General features: G+C 41.3%; 17 protein-coding genes and 2 pseudogenes. 9 read left to right on the forward strand and 10 right to left on the reverse strand.

All coding sequences use genetic code 11. From position 1 onward, the window contains the following. Nucleotides 1–222 precede the first annotated feature (222 nt). From G4P69_RS11700 to cbiE, 4 genes are all read left to right on the forward strand, one after another. Nucleotides 223–510 carry an antitoxin family protein gene (locus tag G4P69_RS11700; protein ID WP_208344157.1) on the forward strand — a complete coding sequence of 96 codons (288 nt, stop codon included), beginning with the start codon at nucleotides 223–225 and terminating at the stop codon, nucleotides 508–510. Beyond that, entirely contained in the window at nucleotides 504–896 is a 393-nt protein-coding gene (locus G4P69_RS11705) for a type II toxin-antitoxin system VapC family toxin (RefSeq protein ID WP_208344158.1), read from the forward strand. Before G4P69_RS11700 ends, G4P69_RS11705 begins: the two co-directional genes overlap by 7 nt. Before the next feature lie 198 nt (nucleotides 897–1094). Then, on the forward strand, nucleotides 1095–1265 hold the full coding sequence (locus G4P69_RS11710; RefSeq protein WP_208344171.1) for a DUF2283 domain-containing protein: 171 nt from the start codon (nucleotides 1095–1097) through the stop codon (nucleotides 1263–1265). Nucleotides 1266–1410: 145 nt separating this feature from the next. Beyond that, complete coding sequence (gene cbiE / locus G4P69_RS11715; RefSeq protein WP_208344159.1) at nucleotides 1411–2628, forward strand: precorrin-6y C5,15-methyltransferase (decarboxylating) subunit CbiE; 1218 nt, start codon at nucleotides 1411–1413, stop codon at nucleotides 2626–2628. Here cbiE and G4P69_RS11720 read toward each other — a convergent pair. After that, a complete protein-coding gene (locus tag G4P69_RS11720; protein ID WP_208344160.1) occupies nucleotides 2623–3105 on the reverse strand; it encodes an adenosine-specific kinase in 483 nt (160 codons plus the stop codon). The genes cbiE and G4P69_RS11720 overlap by 6 nt on opposite strands. A 484-nt stretch (nucleotides 3106–3589) precedes the next feature. Here G4P69_RS11720 and G4P69_RS11725 point away from each other — a divergent pair, with 484 nt between their 5' ends. After that, nucleotides 3590–6439, forward strand: a complete 2850-nt coding sequence (locus G4P69_RS11725; protein WP_208344161.1) for a hybrid sensor histidine kinase/response regulator — start codon at nucleotides 3590–3592, stop codon at nucleotides 6437–6439. Nucleotides 6440–6508: 69 nt separating this feature from the next. Here G4P69_RS11725 and G4P69_RS11730 read toward each other — a convergent pair whose 3' ends face one another. Continuing rightward, nucleotides 6509–6775 carry a universal stress protein gene (locus G4P69_RS11730; protein ID WP_390691905.1) on the reverse strand — a complete coding sequence of 89 codons (267 nt, stop codon included), beginning with the start codon at nucleotides 6773–6775 and terminating at the stop codon, nucleotides 6509–6511. 33 nt (nucleotides 6776–6808) lie between these two features. After that, complete coding sequence (locus tag G4P69_RS11735; RefSeq protein ID WP_208344162.1) at nucleotides 6809–7030, reverse strand: DUF4327 family protein; 222 nt, start codon at nucleotides 7028–7030, stop codon at nucleotides 6809–6811. A gap of 800 nt (nucleotides 7031–7830) precedes the next feature. Between G4P69_RS11735 and G4P69_RS11740 the strand changes: the two genes are divergently transcribed. Together G4P69_RS11740 and G4P69_RS11745 are read left to right on the forward strand one after the other, a co-directional pair. Continuing rightward, the gene (locus G4P69_RS11740) at nucleotides 7831–8124 is read left to right on the forward strand and encodes a hypothetical protein (protein ID WP_208344163.1); all 294 of its coding nucleotides are present in this window, start codon (nucleotides 7831–7833) and stop codon (nucleotides 8122–8124) included. A 270-nt stretch (nucleotides 8125–8394) separates the two neighbouring features. Beyond that, the gene (locus G4P69_RS11745; RefSeq protein WP_208344164.1) at nucleotides 8395–9621 is read left to right on the forward strand and encodes an aminotransferase class V-fold PLP-dependent enzyme; all 1227 of its coding nucleotides are present in this window, start codon (nucleotides 8395–8397) and stop codon (nucleotides 9619–9621) included. A 24-nt stretch (nucleotides 9622–9645) separates the two neighbouring features. Here G4P69_RS11745 and G4P69_RS11750 read toward each other — a convergent pair whose 3' ends face one another. Both G4P69_RS11750 and G4P69_RS11755 read right to left on the reverse strand, forming a co-directional pair. Continuing rightward, the gene (locus G4P69_RS11750) at nucleotides 9646–10485 is read right to left on the reverse strand and encodes a M56 family metallopeptidase (protein WP_208344165.1); all 840 of its coding nucleotides are present in this window, start codon (nucleotides 10483–10485) and stop codon (nucleotides 9646–9648) included. Then, entirely contained in the window at nucleotides 10485–10904 is a 420-nt protein-coding gene (locus G4P69_RS11755) for a BlaI/MecI/CopY family transcriptional regulator (protein WP_208344166.1), read from the reverse strand. The genes G4P69_RS11750 and G4P69_RS11755 overlap by 1 nt, the downstream gene beginning before the upstream one ends. A gap of 85 nt (nucleotides 10905–10989) precedes the next feature. On the opposite strand from G4P69_RS11755, the gene G4P69_RS11760 reads away from it, so the two are divergent. Then, the gene (locus G4P69_RS11760) at nucleotides 10990–11724 is read left to right on the forward strand and encodes a 2-phosphosulfolactate phosphatase family protein (protein WP_208344167.1); all 735 of its coding nucleotides are present in this window, start codon (nucleotides 10990–10992) and stop codon (nucleotides 11722–11724) included. 88 nt (nucleotides 11725–11812) lie between these two features. Here G4P69_RS11760 and G4P69_RS11765 read toward each other — a convergent pair whose 3' ends face one another. From G4P69_RS11765 to G4P69_RS11775, 3 genes and pseudogenes are all read right to left on the reverse strand, one after another. Next, the gene (locus G4P69_RS11765) at nucleotides 11813–12232 is read right to left on the reverse strand and encodes a hypothetical protein (protein ID WP_208344168.1); all 420 of its coding nucleotides are present in this window, start codon (nucleotides 12230–12232) and stop codon (nucleotides 11813–11815) included. A 51-nt stretch (nucleotides 12233–12283) separates the two neighbouring features. Beyond that, nucleotides 12284–13990, reverse strand: a complete 1707-nt coding sequence (locus G4P69_RS11770) for an iron uptake porin (RefSeq protein ID WP_243902566.1) — start codon at nucleotides 13988–13990, stop codon at nucleotides 12284–12286. A gap of 263 nt (nucleotides 13991–14253) precedes the next feature. Further along, a pseudogene (locus tag G4P69_RS11775) lies at nucleotides 14254–14400 on the reverse strand (NAD(P)/FAD-dependent oxidoreductase); the annotation flags it as partial. Here G4P69_RS11775 and G4P69_RS11780 point away from each other — a divergent pair. Beyond that, nucleotides 14386–14649 (forward strand): annotated as a pseudogene (locus G4P69_RS11780) (2-phosphosulfolactate phosphatase); the annotation flags it as partial. The pseudogenes G4P69_RS11775 and G4P69_RS11780 overlap by 15 nt on opposite strands. Nucleotides 14650–14879: 230 nt before the next feature. Here the strand turns inward: G4P69_RS11780 and G4P69_RS11785 are convergent. Next, the gene (locus G4P69_RS11785) at nucleotides 14880–15737 is read right to left on the reverse strand and encodes a class I SAM-dependent methyltransferase (RefSeq protein WP_208344169.1); all 858 of its coding nucleotides are present in this window, start codon (nucleotides 15735–15737) and stop codon (nucleotides 14880–14882) included. A gap of 90 nt (nucleotides 15738–15827) precedes the next feature. After that, on the reverse strand, nucleotides 15828–17087 hold the full coding sequence (locus tag G4P69_RS11790; protein WP_208349985.1) for a BaiN/RdsA family NAD(P)/FAD-dependent oxidoreductase: 1260 nt from the start codon (nucleotides 17085–17087) through the stop codon (nucleotides 15828–15830). Nucleotides 17088–17157: the final 70 nt, after the last annotated feature.

Here is a 17157-nt window from a genome sequence, read left to right on the forward strand (position 1 = left end):
TTCACGCCATCCCTAAATCCTTTGTAAGCCAGTACCAGTTTTTCAGATTGTTCAGGTTGTATCGTTATAAGTAAGTCGGTAAGAAAAATTCAATGTACATGAAGAAATGTAAATTGACTGTAGTAACGCACCTTGAATTTGTGGCGGTGCGTTGTTGTCATTCCAAAATAGGCTCCCATTTTTAGTATAGAATACCCTTAGATTAAAGGTTAATTAATTTCGATGGCTAAGGCGATTCCGGCAATTTACGAAAACGGAGTTTTACGTCCTCTAGTCCCAGTGCATTTGTCTGAACGCCAAACGGTTTGGCTGCAAGTGTTACCTGAACAAACCATGACTGAACTCTTAGCGTTGCTTGCGCCTCTGTATGAGTCTGGGTTACTTACACCTCCCACTCCTAGCAATGCAGAACCGATTTCTGATGCTGATTTCGCAGCAATGGTACAGTCTATTCACGTTGCTGGTCAACCACTTTCAGAAACAATCATTGAGGATCGAGGTGAGTGGTAACAGCTATCTTTTTAGATACAAGTACTTTGCTTAAACGGTATGTTTCAGAAATAGGAACCACTTGGATTCAGTCGTTAACTGCTCAAGAAGCTGGTAATTTGTTGATCGTTGCCCGAATTGCGTGGGTTGAGGTTCTTAGCGCATTGGCTCGTCGCCAGCGAGAGGGTAGCCTTTCTGGTAATCAAGCTAACCAAATTTTGCAAGCATTTCGTTACCACTTCGATACTCAGTATCAAAAAGTTGAATTACTGCCATCGGTTATACAAATAGCAGGACAACTCGTCAGTCGTTACCCCCTAAGAGCTTTTGATGCTGTTCAACTCGCTTCATCACTTTGCATTTCACCTCAACTCTCTGGGGTAAACGCGATGACATTCTTCACTTGACTATTTCTTAGGACTTACGCATTGACAGAAATCATCAGATATGGGGTATGAATTAATAGCACCTCAACCAAAGATTTTTCCACAAATGAAGGTGTTCCCGTCCATTGTAAGGGCGCAATGCCTTGCGCCCCTACAGGTCTGAAACAACCATTATCCGTTAATACACATCATGTTAGATTTGTATAGTGCGTAAGTCCTATTTCTGATGAACCGGAAGCTAACAGTGTAGAAATTAGTCCAAATATTACTGCTGAACTGAATGACGCAGGAGAATTAATTGGGATTGAGATTATTAATGCTAGTTCCTTTATCCGAGACTCCATTCTGGAATCAACCCAAGGTAAAATATTAAATCTTTCTGTGCAATAACAGAACAGGAATGTAACGGTTAATTAGGTTGGTGCGGAAAAATAAAATTATGTAAATTTTGTAACATAAATTAAAGGGCTTGTAGTTGTGCTTTACTGCGCTAAAGCGCAACTACGAACTAATGATTTGTTTACGCTTTTTTGATATGAAACACAAATGGCTATCTATTATAGGTATAGGTGAAGATGGTTTACTGGGGTTAAGTCCAGTAGCACGTTCGTTGGTTGATCAAGCCGAAGTTATTGTTGGGGGCGATCGCCATTTATCAATGCTCCCCATAGACGATAAGCGTGAAAAACTAGCTTGGAAATCCCCCATTAGCACTTCGGTAGAAGAAATCATCCATCGTCACGGTCAATCAATCTGCGTGTTGGCAAGTGGGGATCCAATGTGCTATGGCATTGGCGTGACTTTAACGCGACTCGTTCCAGTCACAGAAATGACAATTATTCCAGCACCTTCTGCTTTTAGCCTTGCTTGTGCCAGACTTGGGTGGTCTTTAACTGAGGTGGAAACTTTAAGCTTAAACGGTCGTCCACCTTCTCTGTTGCAATCTTATATTTATGATGGCGCACGGTTGTTAATTTTGAGTGAGGGAAAATCAACACCTGTGCTTGTAGCCGAAATGTTAACTCAACGTGGTTTTGGCAAAAGTCATATTATAGTACTAGAGCGCATGGGTGGAACTCAGGAAAGAATTGTAGAAGGTACTGCTTCATCTTGGAGTGAAAAAGAACTTGCAAGCCTGAACACAATTGCAGTTCATTGTCAAGCTGATCCTCAAGCTATCTGTTTACCAAGACTACCAGGATTAGTAGATAGCGCCTATCACCACGATGGACAGCTAACCAAGCGCGAGGTACGAGCAGTCACGTTATCAGCTTTAGCGCCTATACCAGGTGAACTTTTATGGGATGTGGGTGCGGGTTGTGGGTCAATTTCTATAGAATGGATGCGATCGCATTCAAGATGTCGCGCGATCGCAATTGAACAAAACTCATCAAGGCTACAGTACATAGCCGATAACGCTGCTGCCCTTGGTACTCCAAACCTACAAATTATAGAGGGTAATGCACCAACTGCTCTTAAAGACTTACCCACACCGGACGCGATCTTTATTGGTGGTGGAATCACAGCAGATGGAGTTTTAGAGGAGTGTTGGAAAGCTTTACGCCCAGGCGGACGATTAGTTGCTAATGTTGTAACAGTAGAAGGTGAGCAGAAGTTATTTGAATGGCACGAGCACAAAGGTGGTCATTTAACTCGGATTGCGATCCAACGTGCTGAGCCTGTAGGAAAATTTTTGGGATGGCGAGCTATGGCACCTGTAACACAGTGGATTGTCACCAAAGAGTTATTATAATTTGTAACCAATGTTACGTAGAAAATCCTTGCGTACCTTGACATCATCAGCACTTTCTACACCTTTTGGAGAAAATCCATCTACCACACCTAGAATGCCTCGTCCCTGTTCTGTTTCAGCAACAATCACCTGCACTGGATTAGCTGTAGCACAATAAATAGTACAAACTTCCGGACATTGCTTGATCGCATTTAAAAAGTTGATGGGATAAGCATTTTGTAGCAAAATGACAAAGCTGTGTCCTGATGCTAAATTAGCTGCATTTTTCACTGCGGCTTCTTCAAGATTTTTGTCATTACCTGCAACTCGGATCAAACATGATCCAGATGCTTCACAAAAAGCAATGCCAAATTTCACTTGAGAAGAAGTTCCCACCATAATCTCGTACAAGTCTTCAACTGTTTTAATGAAGTGGGTTTGACCAATTATAATATTAGTATCTTGAGGGAGATCTATTGCAACTGATTTGATTTCCATAATTTTGCTTTTACACTTGAGATTTTTATTTCAAAACTTTGCTGAGCAACTTCTCTATATTATCGCCAGTGAGCGCCTTTCCTGAAGTACTATTTAAGGTGTGTAGAGAAATTCTTTCTGTGAATTATGACAGATTGTAAAACTTCATGTAAAAGTAATGCAGTGAGACTTCACAAATTCCTCACAAGTTTTTTATAAACTCAGTAAGACAATAGACAAAATTTACAGTCTAAAAATTTAGAAGATTTTTCTGGCACCTGTTATCAATAAGATTCTTGACATTTCCATGATACTTGTGTTTAACTTTGTTATTTTTCTCTTTGCAAGAAGTTCAAGATTCGATAAAGCTTAGAAAAGCGGGTGATTGTTATGCGTAGCAACAGGAATACGTTCGTTGTCACACTGCTAGCAGGTGTTTAGATTTTGTCAAAAGTGTTTTGCAGCAAGTTGTGAATTCTTAATAAATAGTTAAGGAATCCGTGCTATGAATGAAGAATTACAGGTAGTGGTGGAGCAACTGCAATTAAATAAAGAACAGCTGCTCCAGAAGAATCAGGAATTGGAGATTGCCTATCAGATGATTGAGCAAAAACAACAGCAATTACAAACTACTCGTGACGAATTGGAATTGCTATTAGCACGCCAATCAGCGGAACTGGTACAGCTAAAGAGGCAACTGCAACGGCTAGGCTCGAATGTTGCAGCGATGCTTTACGAGTATGTTCTTCATAACGATGGTTCCGAATGCTTTACCTACATCAGTCCTAAATGTCGTGATATTTATGAATTAGAACCAGAGGAGTTACAAGAAGATTTTGGACGGGTATGGGCAATGATCCATCCAGAGGATGTGGAACAAGTGCGCCAAGCCAATCTCAACTCTGCAAAGCGGTTAGAAAGCTTTGATATTGAGTTTCGGTTGCTACCACCTTCTGGTTGTCTAAGATGGGTGCGGGCGGTTTCTCAACCAGAACAGCAGTCCAACGGAGACGTAGTTTGGAATGGTTTTGTTTTGGATATTACTGCTCAAAAAGCTACCGAAGCAGCCCTAAAGGAAGGCAAACATCGGTATATGAGTTTGATAGAAGCCTCTCCTGTTGCCATTTTCTGGTTTGATACCACAGGTCAATGCACCTATGTTAATGCTCGTTGGAGTGAGATGACGGGTAGGCAAGCAGAGGCAGCGATGGGGAGGCAATGGTTACAAGCTATACATCCTGATGACCAAGAACCTACTATTCTTTCATGGAACCAATGGGTTGAAACTGGGGAGCCAAAAACCCCTTATCAAAATGAAGCTAGAATTGTGCGCCCAGATGGCAGCATCCGATGGTTTTACTGTTTGATTGTCCCTGAAATTGGCACCAACCGTTCTCTGGTTGGTTACATTGGCTCTCTGACAGATATCACTGCTCGCAAAGAAGCAGAACTTGCACTACAGCAGAGCGAAGAAAAATTTCGTCATTTTGCTGAAAATAACCATGCTGTGGTTTGGATTGGTAAGCCAAGATCGCTCGACAATCTGTACGTTAACCCTGCTTACGAGACCATTTGGGGTCGCTCTTGCCAAAGTCTCCGCGAGCAACCAGACTCGTGGTTAGAGGCAATTCATCCAGATGATCGCGATCACATCCGAACAATACTGCAACAGGGACGCGAAGGAGAATATAACCGTGTAGAATACCGAATTGTGCGACCTGATGGCTCGGTGCGCTGGATAGTTGATTGGGGTTTTAAGATTCGGAATCAAGCAGGAGAAGTGTATCTCTATGGTGGTACGGCAGAGGATATCACCGATCGCAAAGAAGCTGAAGAGAAAATTCGCGAACAAGCTGCTTTGCTTGATGTCACCAGAGATGCCATTTTTGTCCGCGATTTAGAATGTCGCATCTTATACTGGAACTGTGGGGCAGAGCGTTTATATGGTTGGAAAGTAGCAGAAGTACTTGGTAGACATGATTGCGAGTTTTTGTACAAGCAAAAATCACGATTTTTAGAAAAGGCTTTCAGAAACGTTATTGAGCATGGAGAATGGGAAGGTGAGGTCAATAAAATCACAAAATCTGGACAAGAAATCATCGTTTCTAGCCGCTGGACACTCATGCGCGATGATGCAGGACAACCAAAATCGATCCTCACCGTTAATACTGACATTACTGACAAAAAACAACTTGAAACCCAGTTTTATCGCGCACAACGTCTAGAAAGCTTGGGGACTCTAGCAAGTGGTATTGCCCATGACTTGAACAATATACTGACCCCCATTCTAGCAACCGCTCAACTACTGCCATTGAAAATTCCCCATGTAAATCAGAATAAGCAGCAACTAGAACTACTGAAAATATTAGAACACAACTCCAAACGTGGTGCCGAACTAGTCAAGCAAATTACAGCATTTGCACAAGGAGCAGAGGGGAGGCGACCAATTCCTTTACAAACAAAAGATCTGCTGAAAGAAGTTGAGCAAATTGTTAAAAGTACATTCCCTAAATCAATTGAAATCAGCGTTCACATGCCAACGCCAAATCTTTGGACAGTTTTGGCAGATCCCACCCAAATAGATCAGGTGTTGATGAACCTGTGTATTAATGCTCGTGATGCCATGGCACACGGGGGTACCCTTAGTCTTTCTGCTGAAAATTTCTACGTTGATGAAAATTATGCCAGGATGAATCTAGAGGCTACAGTAGGTAACTATGTAGTTATTACTGTGTCAGATACAGGATCTGGTATGACACAAAAAGTACTGGAGCGTATTTTTGAACCCTTTTTCACAACAAAAGAATTGGGCAAAGGTACGGGATTAGGACTTTCAACTAGTATGGGTATCATCAGAAATCATGGCGGTTTTATCACTGTATCTAGTGAGGTAGGAAGGGGCAGCCAATTCCAGGTATACTTGAGAGCTACTGAGACATCAGCAAAACAGCCAGCTAATGATTCACTGCTGTTTAGAGGTAATGGCGACTTAATTTTGGTTGTAGATGATGAAGCATCTGTTAGAAATATCGTCAAAACCTCACTAGAAGAGTTCAACTACAAAGTCTTGACTGCCTGTGATGGTGTTGAAGCTTTCTCTGTCTACAGCCAACACAAACAAGAAATTAGTGTGGTGTTGATGGATATACAGATGCCGTTGATCGATGGGTTAAGCGCTATTCGCGTTTTGCAACAAATCAATCGCACAGTCAAAATTATTGCCATTAGCGGTGGAGTATCTAACTACAAGCTTTTAGAATCTACTGGTCTTAATGTGCAAGCATTTTTGGATAAACCGTATACTATCCAAGAATTATTGAACAATATTTTTAAGGTCTTAAATGACCCAGATTGACAGGATTTTTAGCCAAAATCTGGCACATGGCTAATGGTGGTTTAGGATATCGATGTTGCACCCAAAAACTTACAGAGAAGTTACGCTTGCTTTCCCTTCATTAACTTCTAGTTTTTCAGGCATAGATCCTTGTATGCTCAAAACTGAGCAAGGTGCATGATGCAGTACATAGTTACTGACACTACCCAAAAATATCTCTCTCATTCCCGAATACCCACGACGACCTACAATAATCAGGTCAGCATTCCAAGTGCGAGCAACATCGCAAATTGTTTTACCTGGAGTACCACTACATTGCTCAATTTCAACAGTCACACCCGCCTCATCTGCTTGCAATTTAAGCCTTTTTTTCTGGTTATCTGTCAGCTATTAGTCCTCATCCCAGTCTTCACGACCGAGTAAGTCTATAATGCGGTCTCTAAGCAAAAAGTCATTTTTCTCTAACTCCACCTCAACACACACCCAATCACGACCAGGGATGTATTTACAGAGAGCATAAATTGGCTGCTGACGGTCAACAAGTCCCTTGTCGATCAGTTGACGTGCTTCCTCTTTAATCACCTCTAAGTCATATTTAACAGTGGTATTCACAACTCTAGTCCTCGTTTTTCATTCTTCATGCAACTGGGGTAGCAGTAGCGCTCAACCAAAAGAGCATTACCAAAATCAGCACACAGATTTTGACAATGAGGTAAGTGATCCCGTTAGGAATTGGAATATCGTACATCATTTTCCACCTCCATTTGCAAATATTGGTGAGAGATCCCAGATGAAGCTTACTAAATTACAGTAGGAGTTATATTTTTGTAAGCTGTCCGTATAATCTCTCTATATATTTATTCTCTCTCTAGACACCACCGTAAGTCGATATTTAGCAACAAGTTTTGACTTTTCTTAAGTTGAATTTGCATTTGTGGTATTGTCAATCCTCCGTTCTTCATAAAGGGAGTGATTATACATTAATCATCAATAATGGGTATGCTTAGCTTACCGCCTAGTGTCTTGTGCGTGTTGCCGAACCAATGCTTTGTAGGTATAAGCTCAACTCTATCAATAGAGATAATTCAAATTCCATATTTTTTATCATAAAATTCTACCCATAGAGTCAAGAAAGTTTTTTGAAAAAGTGGTAATTAATATCTAGTAATCCTATATGAGGCATGATAATTCATGGTATCTAAAAGCAAACTTTTAGATACTTGTGAGATTTTTATTTGTCACCAATCATTTAGCTGCTTTTGAGGCATATGCCGCAGATTGTACCTAAATGTTTGACCAATAACTCGTAAGGAAACAAGTTAGTCACCATTAAAATTAAAAGCCCACACTATAGCGCTTGCGGTTAGTGTGGGCTAATTCACCACTCCTATCTCGTAACATGGAATTCAGCAATGAAACACACAACAAAAATTTTCCTACCTGTAGTTAGTGCGATCACTATTTCTATGGGAATGATGCCTACATTTCCTGCTAATGCTGCAAATGGGGAGATCACCTGCGATCGACTTATTAGGAACAATGGTTATTCAGTAGTTGCTTCTCGTGGTGGCAGACCCGTTTATCGTGATGGACGTACTATTGGATATCGTTATGTTTATCGTATTCGTAATAGACGCTACGGAGTACGCACAGTGGATTGTGTCTGGAACGAAAGGCGTGACGCTGCTCGACTCATTTACCGTTGACACTCCCACCGGCTAGAAGCCGGGGGATTCTTGCTTCACAGGGATTCCAATGAATTTACCCTCAGCAAGCATCTTAACCGTATGCCCTACGGCTGCACACCCTCTCATGAGGACGACTTGAGCGGCTGCAACATCTCTATCAGTTGTGTAGCCGCAATTCTGACAAACATGAACACTCTCCGACAGGAGAAGGGCGTCCCCTGGGCTAAAGCCACAGGGTTTTCAGCCTACTTTCTTATAAAATATAAGGGTCGGAAGCTGTCAAAATTTATGTCCCAAGTTTTTGATTTCTCAGTAACAAGCTGGAGTAGGTTTTGGCAGCTTGACCCTGCTGTCACATTTCTCAATCATGGCTCATTTGGGGCTTGTCCTAAAACGGTGTTAGAAACGCAACAACGTTTGCGATCGCAACTAGAACAAGAACCTGTGCGTTTTTTTGTTCGAGAATGGGAAGGGTTACTAAACCATGCAAGGAGTAAATTAGCAGCCTTTGTTGGTGCTGATACTCAAGAATTAGTATTTGTCCCAAATGCGACGACTGGAGTTAACGCAGTCTTACGTTCCCTCACCTTCAATTCTGGTGACGAATTACTTGTAACTAACCACGAGTATAACGCTTGCCGTAATGCACTTGATTTTGTTGCTAGCCGCGCAGGTGCAAAGGTAGTGGTGGCAAAGATCCCGTTCCCTATTGACTCACCAGAGCAGGTTGTTGAAGCAGTTATCAAGCAAGTTTCACCAAAAACAAAATTAGCGCTTTTAGATCATGTTACTAGCCAGACAGGATTGATCTTCCCTATTAAGCAATTGGTTCAGGAGCTACAGTTACGGGGTATAGATACAGTTGTAGATGGTGCTCACGCGCCGGGAATGATTCCTCTCAATGTCTCAGAAATTAATGCTGCTTATTATACTGGGAATTGTCATAAGTGGCTGTGTGCACCAAAGGGAGCAGCATTTCTATATGTACGACAAGATAAACAACCAGAAATTCGTCCATTAACAATTAGCCACGGTGCAAACTCACCACGAACCGATAAAAGCCGATTTCATCTAGAATTTGATTGGATGGGATCTGATGATCCTACTGCTTATTTGTGCATACCAGAGGCGATCGAGTTTATGGGTTCGTTGCTCGATGGTGGATGGACGGAGTTAATGCAGCGAAATCATCAACTTGCGTTGAAGGCAAGAGAATTAATTTCGGAAGCTCTGTGTGTATCGCTACCTTGTCCTGAAGAGATGATTGGCTCAATGGCTGTAGTCCCGTTGCCGGAAGCTTTACAAAAGAGAAATTCTTGGTCTGCCGATAATAAGGTATTTGATTGGTCTCTTCATAATGAGTTATTTGATAAATTTGGTATTGAAGTACCAATCATGCCATGTCCAGAAAAATCTGGTCTGTTGGTGCGTATTTCGGCACAGATTTATAATACCATCGAACACTACGAGTATTTGGCCAAAGCGTTGAACCAATTAACGGATCTTGGTTCGTAGTTGCGCGCAACTACGAACAAATTATTAAGTATGAAATACTATGGTGAATAAAGGTAATAACGCTAAAAGAAAGTAACTCCAGGACTGTGATTGAATTTGTGTCGTTGGATCTGGTTGTGCTAATAAAGCATTTATTCTCTGTTCTAGACGATCTAAGCTGGGTGAACCCATTGCTGCACAGCAAATTTCTGAGGATAAAGGCGGAGTACTAACCACTAATAAAAGAGATTCTGCCAGTACCAAGGGATCTACCTGTAGTGCTGCGTGTGCATCAGCACGTAGTTCACGTAAAACTAACAGATCTTCCCACAAAGCCTCTGTGTTTGGTAGCCATGCGGTACAAGAACGCAACCAACCTAGCCAGAAAAACCAAAATGTGTCACGGTAATAATAATGCCCTTGCTCATGGGCGAGGACAGTTTGTAATTGCTCTGGGGAGAGAGTTTGCAGTAATCCTTCACTCAGGACAAGTTCAGGTTGCCAAAAACCAATTTGACCTGCAAACAGTGCTTTTGTGTTCAGTAGTCGGATTTGTCTATCTCCAAAATTAACCAATGGACAGCCACGAGCAGATTTTACAGACTGCCATCCCTGCCATGCTAGTTTAATACACAAAATGGTGAAAAATGCAAGACAGCTTAATGCTAATACATAGCTAAACCAGCCTGTTTGTAATCCCCCCATTTTACCTTGAGGGCCCATACACAAAAGGGAAATTACTGTGGTGAAAATTAGCAAGGGAGGGAAAAGAAATAAGAATAGCGATCGCCGCCACTTTACATTCCAATTGCCTTGAAAATCAGTTGGCCCATACCTTATCCAATAAGCAACTGCTAAAGCCAGTAAAATCATTATCAAATGCATTATTTTTCCTCCCTTGCTTGCCGTGCAGCTTCAATGCGTTTTGCGATCGCCTGTATTTGGTCGCTTGCAGCTTCATCAAGACTATCTGCAAAAGCAGCAACAACATCAGGATTACCCACAGCTAGAAAACGCTGTAACTGTTCGTGTGCTTTGATCACGTCGGCTTGGGGCTTTGTGACTAACGGTCGCCAATAGAATGCACGTTTTTTTTTGTCGCAAGCAAGCCAACCTTTGTCGGTAAGGCGTCGTAGCACGGTCGTTACAGAAGTATAGGCTAATTCCCGATTGGGATCAGCAAGAATGCGATCGTGTATATCCTTAACTGTAGCTGAACCAAGTTCCCAAATTATACTTAAGATTTCTGCTTCCAATGGACCAACAGATAATTGTTTAGGACGGTAGTCAGGTAAAGGTGCCATAGCGATTTAAGATTTTAGATGGGGGCGCAACTGGGTAAAATGTAATTTCGACAGTCTTTAATGTAAAGTAAGGTGTATCCAGCGCATGAAGCTATTCGTTTACCACACGCCAGAATTGACTCCAACGGATAAAGTGCCAGAATGCGCGATCGCAGTCGATGTCCTTCGGGCTACCACGACAATGGCTAAAGTCTTAGCTGTTGGTGGTGAGGCGGTTCAGGTCTTCAGCGATTTAGACCAGCTCATGGAAGTTAGCGAATCTTGGTCAAAAGACAAACGGCTACGAGCTGGAGAACGCGGTGGAGCAAAAGTTCCAGGGTTTGAACTGGGTAACTCTCCTTTGGATTGTACACCAGAACTTGTGAAGGGAAAGCGCTTGTTTATCAGCACGACCAATGGCACTCGTGCTTTACAACGAGTACAAAATGCAAAAATTGTTCTTGCAGCCGCCTTTACTAATCGTGCAGCAGTCGTCCAATATCTGTTGGAACAGCAACCGGAAACAGTGTGGATAGTTGGTTCAGGTTGGGAAGGCAGTTTCTCTTTAGAGGATACCGCGTGTGCAGGTGCGATCGCTCATAGCATTGTGCAACAAACCAACTTACCACTAGACGAACTAGCCGGTAACGATGAGGTGACGAGCGCGATCGCCCTTTACTCCCAGTGGAAAGATAATTTACTAGAACTTTTCCACCACGCCAGTCACGGTAAACGCCTATTGCGGTTGAATTGTTTGGAAGACCTGAAATATTGTTCTCAAACTGATATTTTAGATGTTCTGCCCATGCAGCAAGAACCAGGCGTTTTGAAAAGGGGATAGGCGATAGGGAGTAGGGGGTAGGAAATTGTTAGCTGTTTCCCCCTTATTCCCTGTTCTAGGTTTGTTTACTCAAATCATTACTCAACTGCTACCAATCAGGTGCTTGAACTTTGACTTCAGACCAAGGGGTGCAATCTGCTTCTTTAGCAGTATCTTTAGCAGCGTTACATCCGCGAACTCTGAATGTGTACCTTGCTAAATCTCTTGCTCTGGTGTATGTCCAACTACGTGCTGCTGGGTCGTTGATTTTTGCTGTGTCTTCTTTATTATCACTCCAGCTAACTTCGTAAAAATCATTTTTTTGACACGCTTCCCAAGAAACCTGAATTTTGTGGGGTGCTGCAATGCTAGCGCTTGTAGTCAGGTTGTAAGGATTTCTTGAAGCATTAGTAGGACATGCAGCAAGTGTTTTTGCTTGACGGATAAAGCCGCAGTAAACGGTTGTTAACAGTAAGACAGATGTCAAAGACCCTCTTAAGAAGAATGTACGAAATGTAGTTTTATTCATGAGAGTTCCTTCCATTTAAATTGTTTTTTCTTGATTGGAATTGCTGTCAAGTTAGAAGGTGAAAGTGCTTCTAATAACTCCAAGTACAGCGTCACTGTTACGTGCGTCATGATTAGGAGCAGTCAACCAAATCAAGCCAGGGGTAATGGTGATATTGTCTGAAAGGGCGTAGCTGTAAAAAGCCTCAATATGTATTGAAGTATCCCGATCTTTAGCTGAATTTCGGTTTTGAGGTTCAACTCTTCTCGGAGTAAAAGCACCAGCGATCGCTCTATCAGCACCAGTGACTCGAGGTTCCATCCCAACGATAATACCTGCCAAATTACCTCTTTTACCCAAGTCAGGAAACGCAAGACCAACTGCATAGTTCCAAATACTTGCATCCCCTACCTTCAAAACACGGGTTGCAGTATAACCAGCCCAACCATTAATATAAAGGCGTGAGTTGACTTTAAAAGATGCTTCTAAACCGTAAGCGTTACTAGAAACAGGTCTATCAGTGACTAACCCTAAGTTTGCTTTTTTGCTTCCTGTTCCTGGAACTGCAAGGTCGTCATTGAGGTTGTCGTAAGCATTAACGTAGGTCAAACCAAAAAGCAGCCTGTCACTTGGCTGGAGAGTTAACTGAGCGATCGCTCCATAAGAACCATTAAACAAACCGTCTTTTCGACCAGGACTTGATGCTGTATTAGACAGATAACCCAAACTCAATTCTATTGAGTCGGAGAATCTGTGTCTAACCCCAACCCCCGCTCCTGGGGGGACAAAGTAATAGACTGAATTGCGACTACCAAACCTCGATAAAGCACCACTTGCGCCGTCATCGCTATCCAAAAAAGGGTTTATGGTATTGACAAAATCTTCAACTTCCCCTTCATTGGCAAATAAAGTCAATATAGTTTTCTTGCCAACAGGAAACTGGTAATAAAGGCTATCTAGAGTGACTCCATTATTTTCTGGCGGATCATCACCAATTTCAGCATTAAAAGCTAAAGTGCCTTCTGGTAACCTACTTGCAGTACCAGCTCTACTAGAAAAATAATTGAGATTCAGAGCTTGCAGGCGAACTCTTAGTAAGTCCTTACCACTGAAACTACTATCAAAGTTAAGTCGAATGCGATCGTTAAAGGTAGTGACTTTGGCAATATCACGATTAGTAGAATCTTGCCCAGCAGCAAATCCTGACAAAGCAAAAATAGCTTCACCATTTAGTTTAGTTGTCGTAGAAAAACGCTGCTGTTCCACAATTGCTGTTTGAGTTTCTAAAGCGTCAACTCGACCTCGCAAAGCAGTCAATTCTGGAGCAAACTGTTCCTGTAGTTTTCCTAGTGTTACTAAATCTTCCTTTTTAACCACATCACTGGTTGTAGTAGAAACCAGTTGATTGATTCGATCCAAGCAAGCATGAACGCCAGCAGCAAATTCATAACGGGTCATGCTACGATTACCCCGATACATTTGATTCGGATAACCCTCAATACACCCGTAGCGTTCAACAAGAGATTGTAGTGCTTGAAATGCCCAATCTGTAGGATTTATATCTGAAAGTTGAGAAACAGAATTCACTTGTTCTTCTGAAGTATCAGCGTTTTCCTCAGATAGCTGATTAATTACCCCATGTTCACTAGTAGCTTCAGTCTTCTGAATTTCAGTATTTTGCTTTTTAACACCCCCAGCCAAAACAGGTGTTCCAATCATGGGAGCGATCGCCAAAAATACACCCAAAGCTAGAGGAGAAATCTGCCGCCTTTTAGTCATTATTTTCTATTATCCTCACACCATTCGATCCCTATTAACAGAACAACGGCGATCTTTCTATCAAACCTAATATGGCAATCGCAGATAAAGTTACCGTTGTTTTAGAATTTACGCTGAATGTTATCAGAGTAAAGTCCAGCAAATACCCATAATTCGTCTAATCAATCAAGTAGGTTTATTAATAAGATCTTTAATAGTCCAAAGTTAAGAATATTTATAGTTAATGGTTAAGGAATAAATATGGATTAGTTATGTTTTAGTTATCAGGAATTTCCATTTGCCATTGCTAACCCGACTAGATAACCTGTTGTCCAAGCACTTTGAAAATTAAAGCCCCCAGTGATACCGTCAATATCTAAGATTTCTCCAGCAAAATAAAGTCCCGGAACTAACCGGCTTGTGCAGGTGCGATCGCTCATAGTATTGTGCAGCAAACCAACTTATCACTAGACGAGCTAGCAGGTAACGATGAAGTGATGAGCGCGATCGCCCTTTACTCTCAGTGGAAAGATAATTTACTAGAACTTTTCCACCACGCTAGTCATGGTAAACGCTTATTACGGTTGAATAGTCTGGAAGACCTGAAATATTGTTCTCAAACTGATATTTTAGATGTTTTGCCCATGCAGCAAGAACCAGGCGTTTTGAAAAAGAGATAGGGAGTGGCTCACAAGGGTAGGTTTTTTACTCTTGGGTGTTGGCAAGACTCGGAGGACAAGGAAGGAACGTAGACAAGGAAGTTTTTTTACTTCAAAACTATAAAAAAATAGTATACCTACGTAGGTTTTAATCTCTTCCTTGTCCACTATGTCTACCCAATCTCACCTGCTTCTAGATGTAATTACAAAAAACCTACATTTGTGAGCCCTCGTCCAAGCTATAACCCTGATCACGGACTTTTAATAATTCTTTTTGCATAAGGTACAATTAAAGATTTGAACAGTTTATAATTTTTAATTTTCTTATAAAAAGCACTTTTTCTTATCTCATCCAACCGAGACTTAGGACTGTCAAAAATTAAAACTTCGCTTCCGAAAAAGATAGATGACTTTTCATACATATGAAACAGCTTTTCTTTTAAAAAACTTTGATAATCTTTTGCATACTTTGTATGGGTCAAGAAAATTTTATTAGGTGAAATAATTATAGGTATCAAATCTGATTTTTTTTTCTGAAAAAATTGAAATACGCCATCAGAGACACCTGGCCAGTGAGCATTAAAATAATCATCTATTATGATTATCCCTCCATCACAAATAGATTGCTCTGCAATAAGTAAGTCATTTAGTGTTAATTCTGCTGTATGTCCACCATCAACACTAAATATCCTTATTTTGCCGGATTTACTGATAATTTCTTCAGCAGAAACGTTAAGAGAAGACTTTTCAAAAATATCGATTAAATCTGGGTTTCCACCTAAATCTCTAACATTTTTCAGAAATATATTTAAATTACCTTTACCAGATTTATCAATGTTCAATTCCTGCTTATCAAATATATCTACTGCAAAAGACCTTTCATTTTTTCTAAGCATCAGATGAAGTAAGATAAACAATTTGCCATGATGTACACCAATTTCACCGACACCACCAGTAATCATGAAGTGATTCTGTGCTGTAGCCAGTTGTCTTATCACTAAAGCACTATCCGCAGCAAACCATCCCTGAACTTTTCTCAATCCTTGATTTGCATAGTAATCAAGTTTTTTTTCGGAAAATCGGCATTCTAGCATTTTTTGGTTACTCATAAGTAGGATAACGTACAAAGCAGACTCCAAGTATACTCCATACGGGCAAAGATTGCGCCTCATAAACTCTGAATGTGCTGTATTTGGTTATTAAGTCTTTCTATTTACGATTGCTTTACCAACTAAATAACCCGTTGACCAAGCACTTTGAAAATTAAAGCCACCAGTGACACCATCGATATCTAAGATTTCTCCAGCAAAATAAAGACCAGCAACTAACCGACTTTCCATTGTTTTAAAGTTGACTTCTTTGAGGTTGACACCACCGCAGGTGACAAACTCTTCTTTAAATACTCCTTTACCACTAATTAAGTATTGTCCTTGTGTAAGCTCTTGAATCAATTGAGTGAGAGTTTTATTAGATAATTCTGCCCACCGGTCTTCTTTTGCAATCCCTACACGGGAAACAATGTATTGCCAAAGACGGTGGGGTAAATAAACGCCACGATGTAACATCATGGGTCGCTTTGCCCATTCATTCTTGATGGCTAAGAGTTTCTGCCGCACTTGTTCCGTTGTAAGATAAGGTAGCCAATTAATCAGTAAATTGGCTTGATAATTGCTGGAGTGCAGTCCTCTAGCACCCCAAGCAGAAAGTTTTAGCACAGACGGACCACTTAAACCCCAATGGGTGATTAGCAATGGTCCAGTTTGTTCTAGCGGAGGTAATCCTTGTAAAGTTAAGCGTAAGCGCACAGAATCAACGCTTACACCAGCTAATGCTCTGAGCTTTTCATCACGAATATTAAAGGTAAATAAAGAGGGAACTGGTGGTTCAATAGTGTGTCCCAAATCTCGGGCGATTTTGTAACCTACTGGATTACTACCTGTAGCTAGGAGTAGGCGATTACACGTCAATTTGTCTCCTGACTTCAGCACTACCTCAAAGCGAGTAGTGGTTTCAGCATCTTCAATATTCAGCAATTTCACTGAAATAACAGGTATACCTGTACGTAACTCGACTCCACTGGAAAAGGCTGCATCTCTTAAACAATTGACTACTGTTTGTGAGGTATTTGTAATGGGAAACATTCTCCCGTCAGCTTCCGTTTTTAACGGTACTCCGTGAGTAGCAAACCAAGATACTGTATCTTTAGCCTGAAAGCGAGTGAAAGCGCCTAATAAAGCTTTTCCACCTCTTGGATAATTTTGCACCAATTCTGATGGTTCAAAGCAAGCGTGAGTGACATTACAACGTCCGCCACCTGAAATGCGAACCTTAGCCAAAGGCTCGCGACTGGCTTCTAGTAAAGTCACTTTAGCTTGGGGATTGGTTTGTGCAGCAGTAATTGCCCCAAAAAAGCCTGCTGCACCACCACCCACAACTACTACTCGTAGCGGTTGAACCATCACTGAATCTCCTCGCGGTTTCATCAATGCTACATCAGGAATGTGAAAATTTCTTCTATGATTAGCTTTC

Source organism: Aetokthonos hydrillicola CCALA 1050 (assembly GCF_017591665.1).
GTDB classification, from domain to species: Bacteria; Cyanobacteriota; Cyanobacteriia; order Cyanobacteriales; family Nostocaceae; genus Aetokthonos; species Aetokthonos hydrillicola.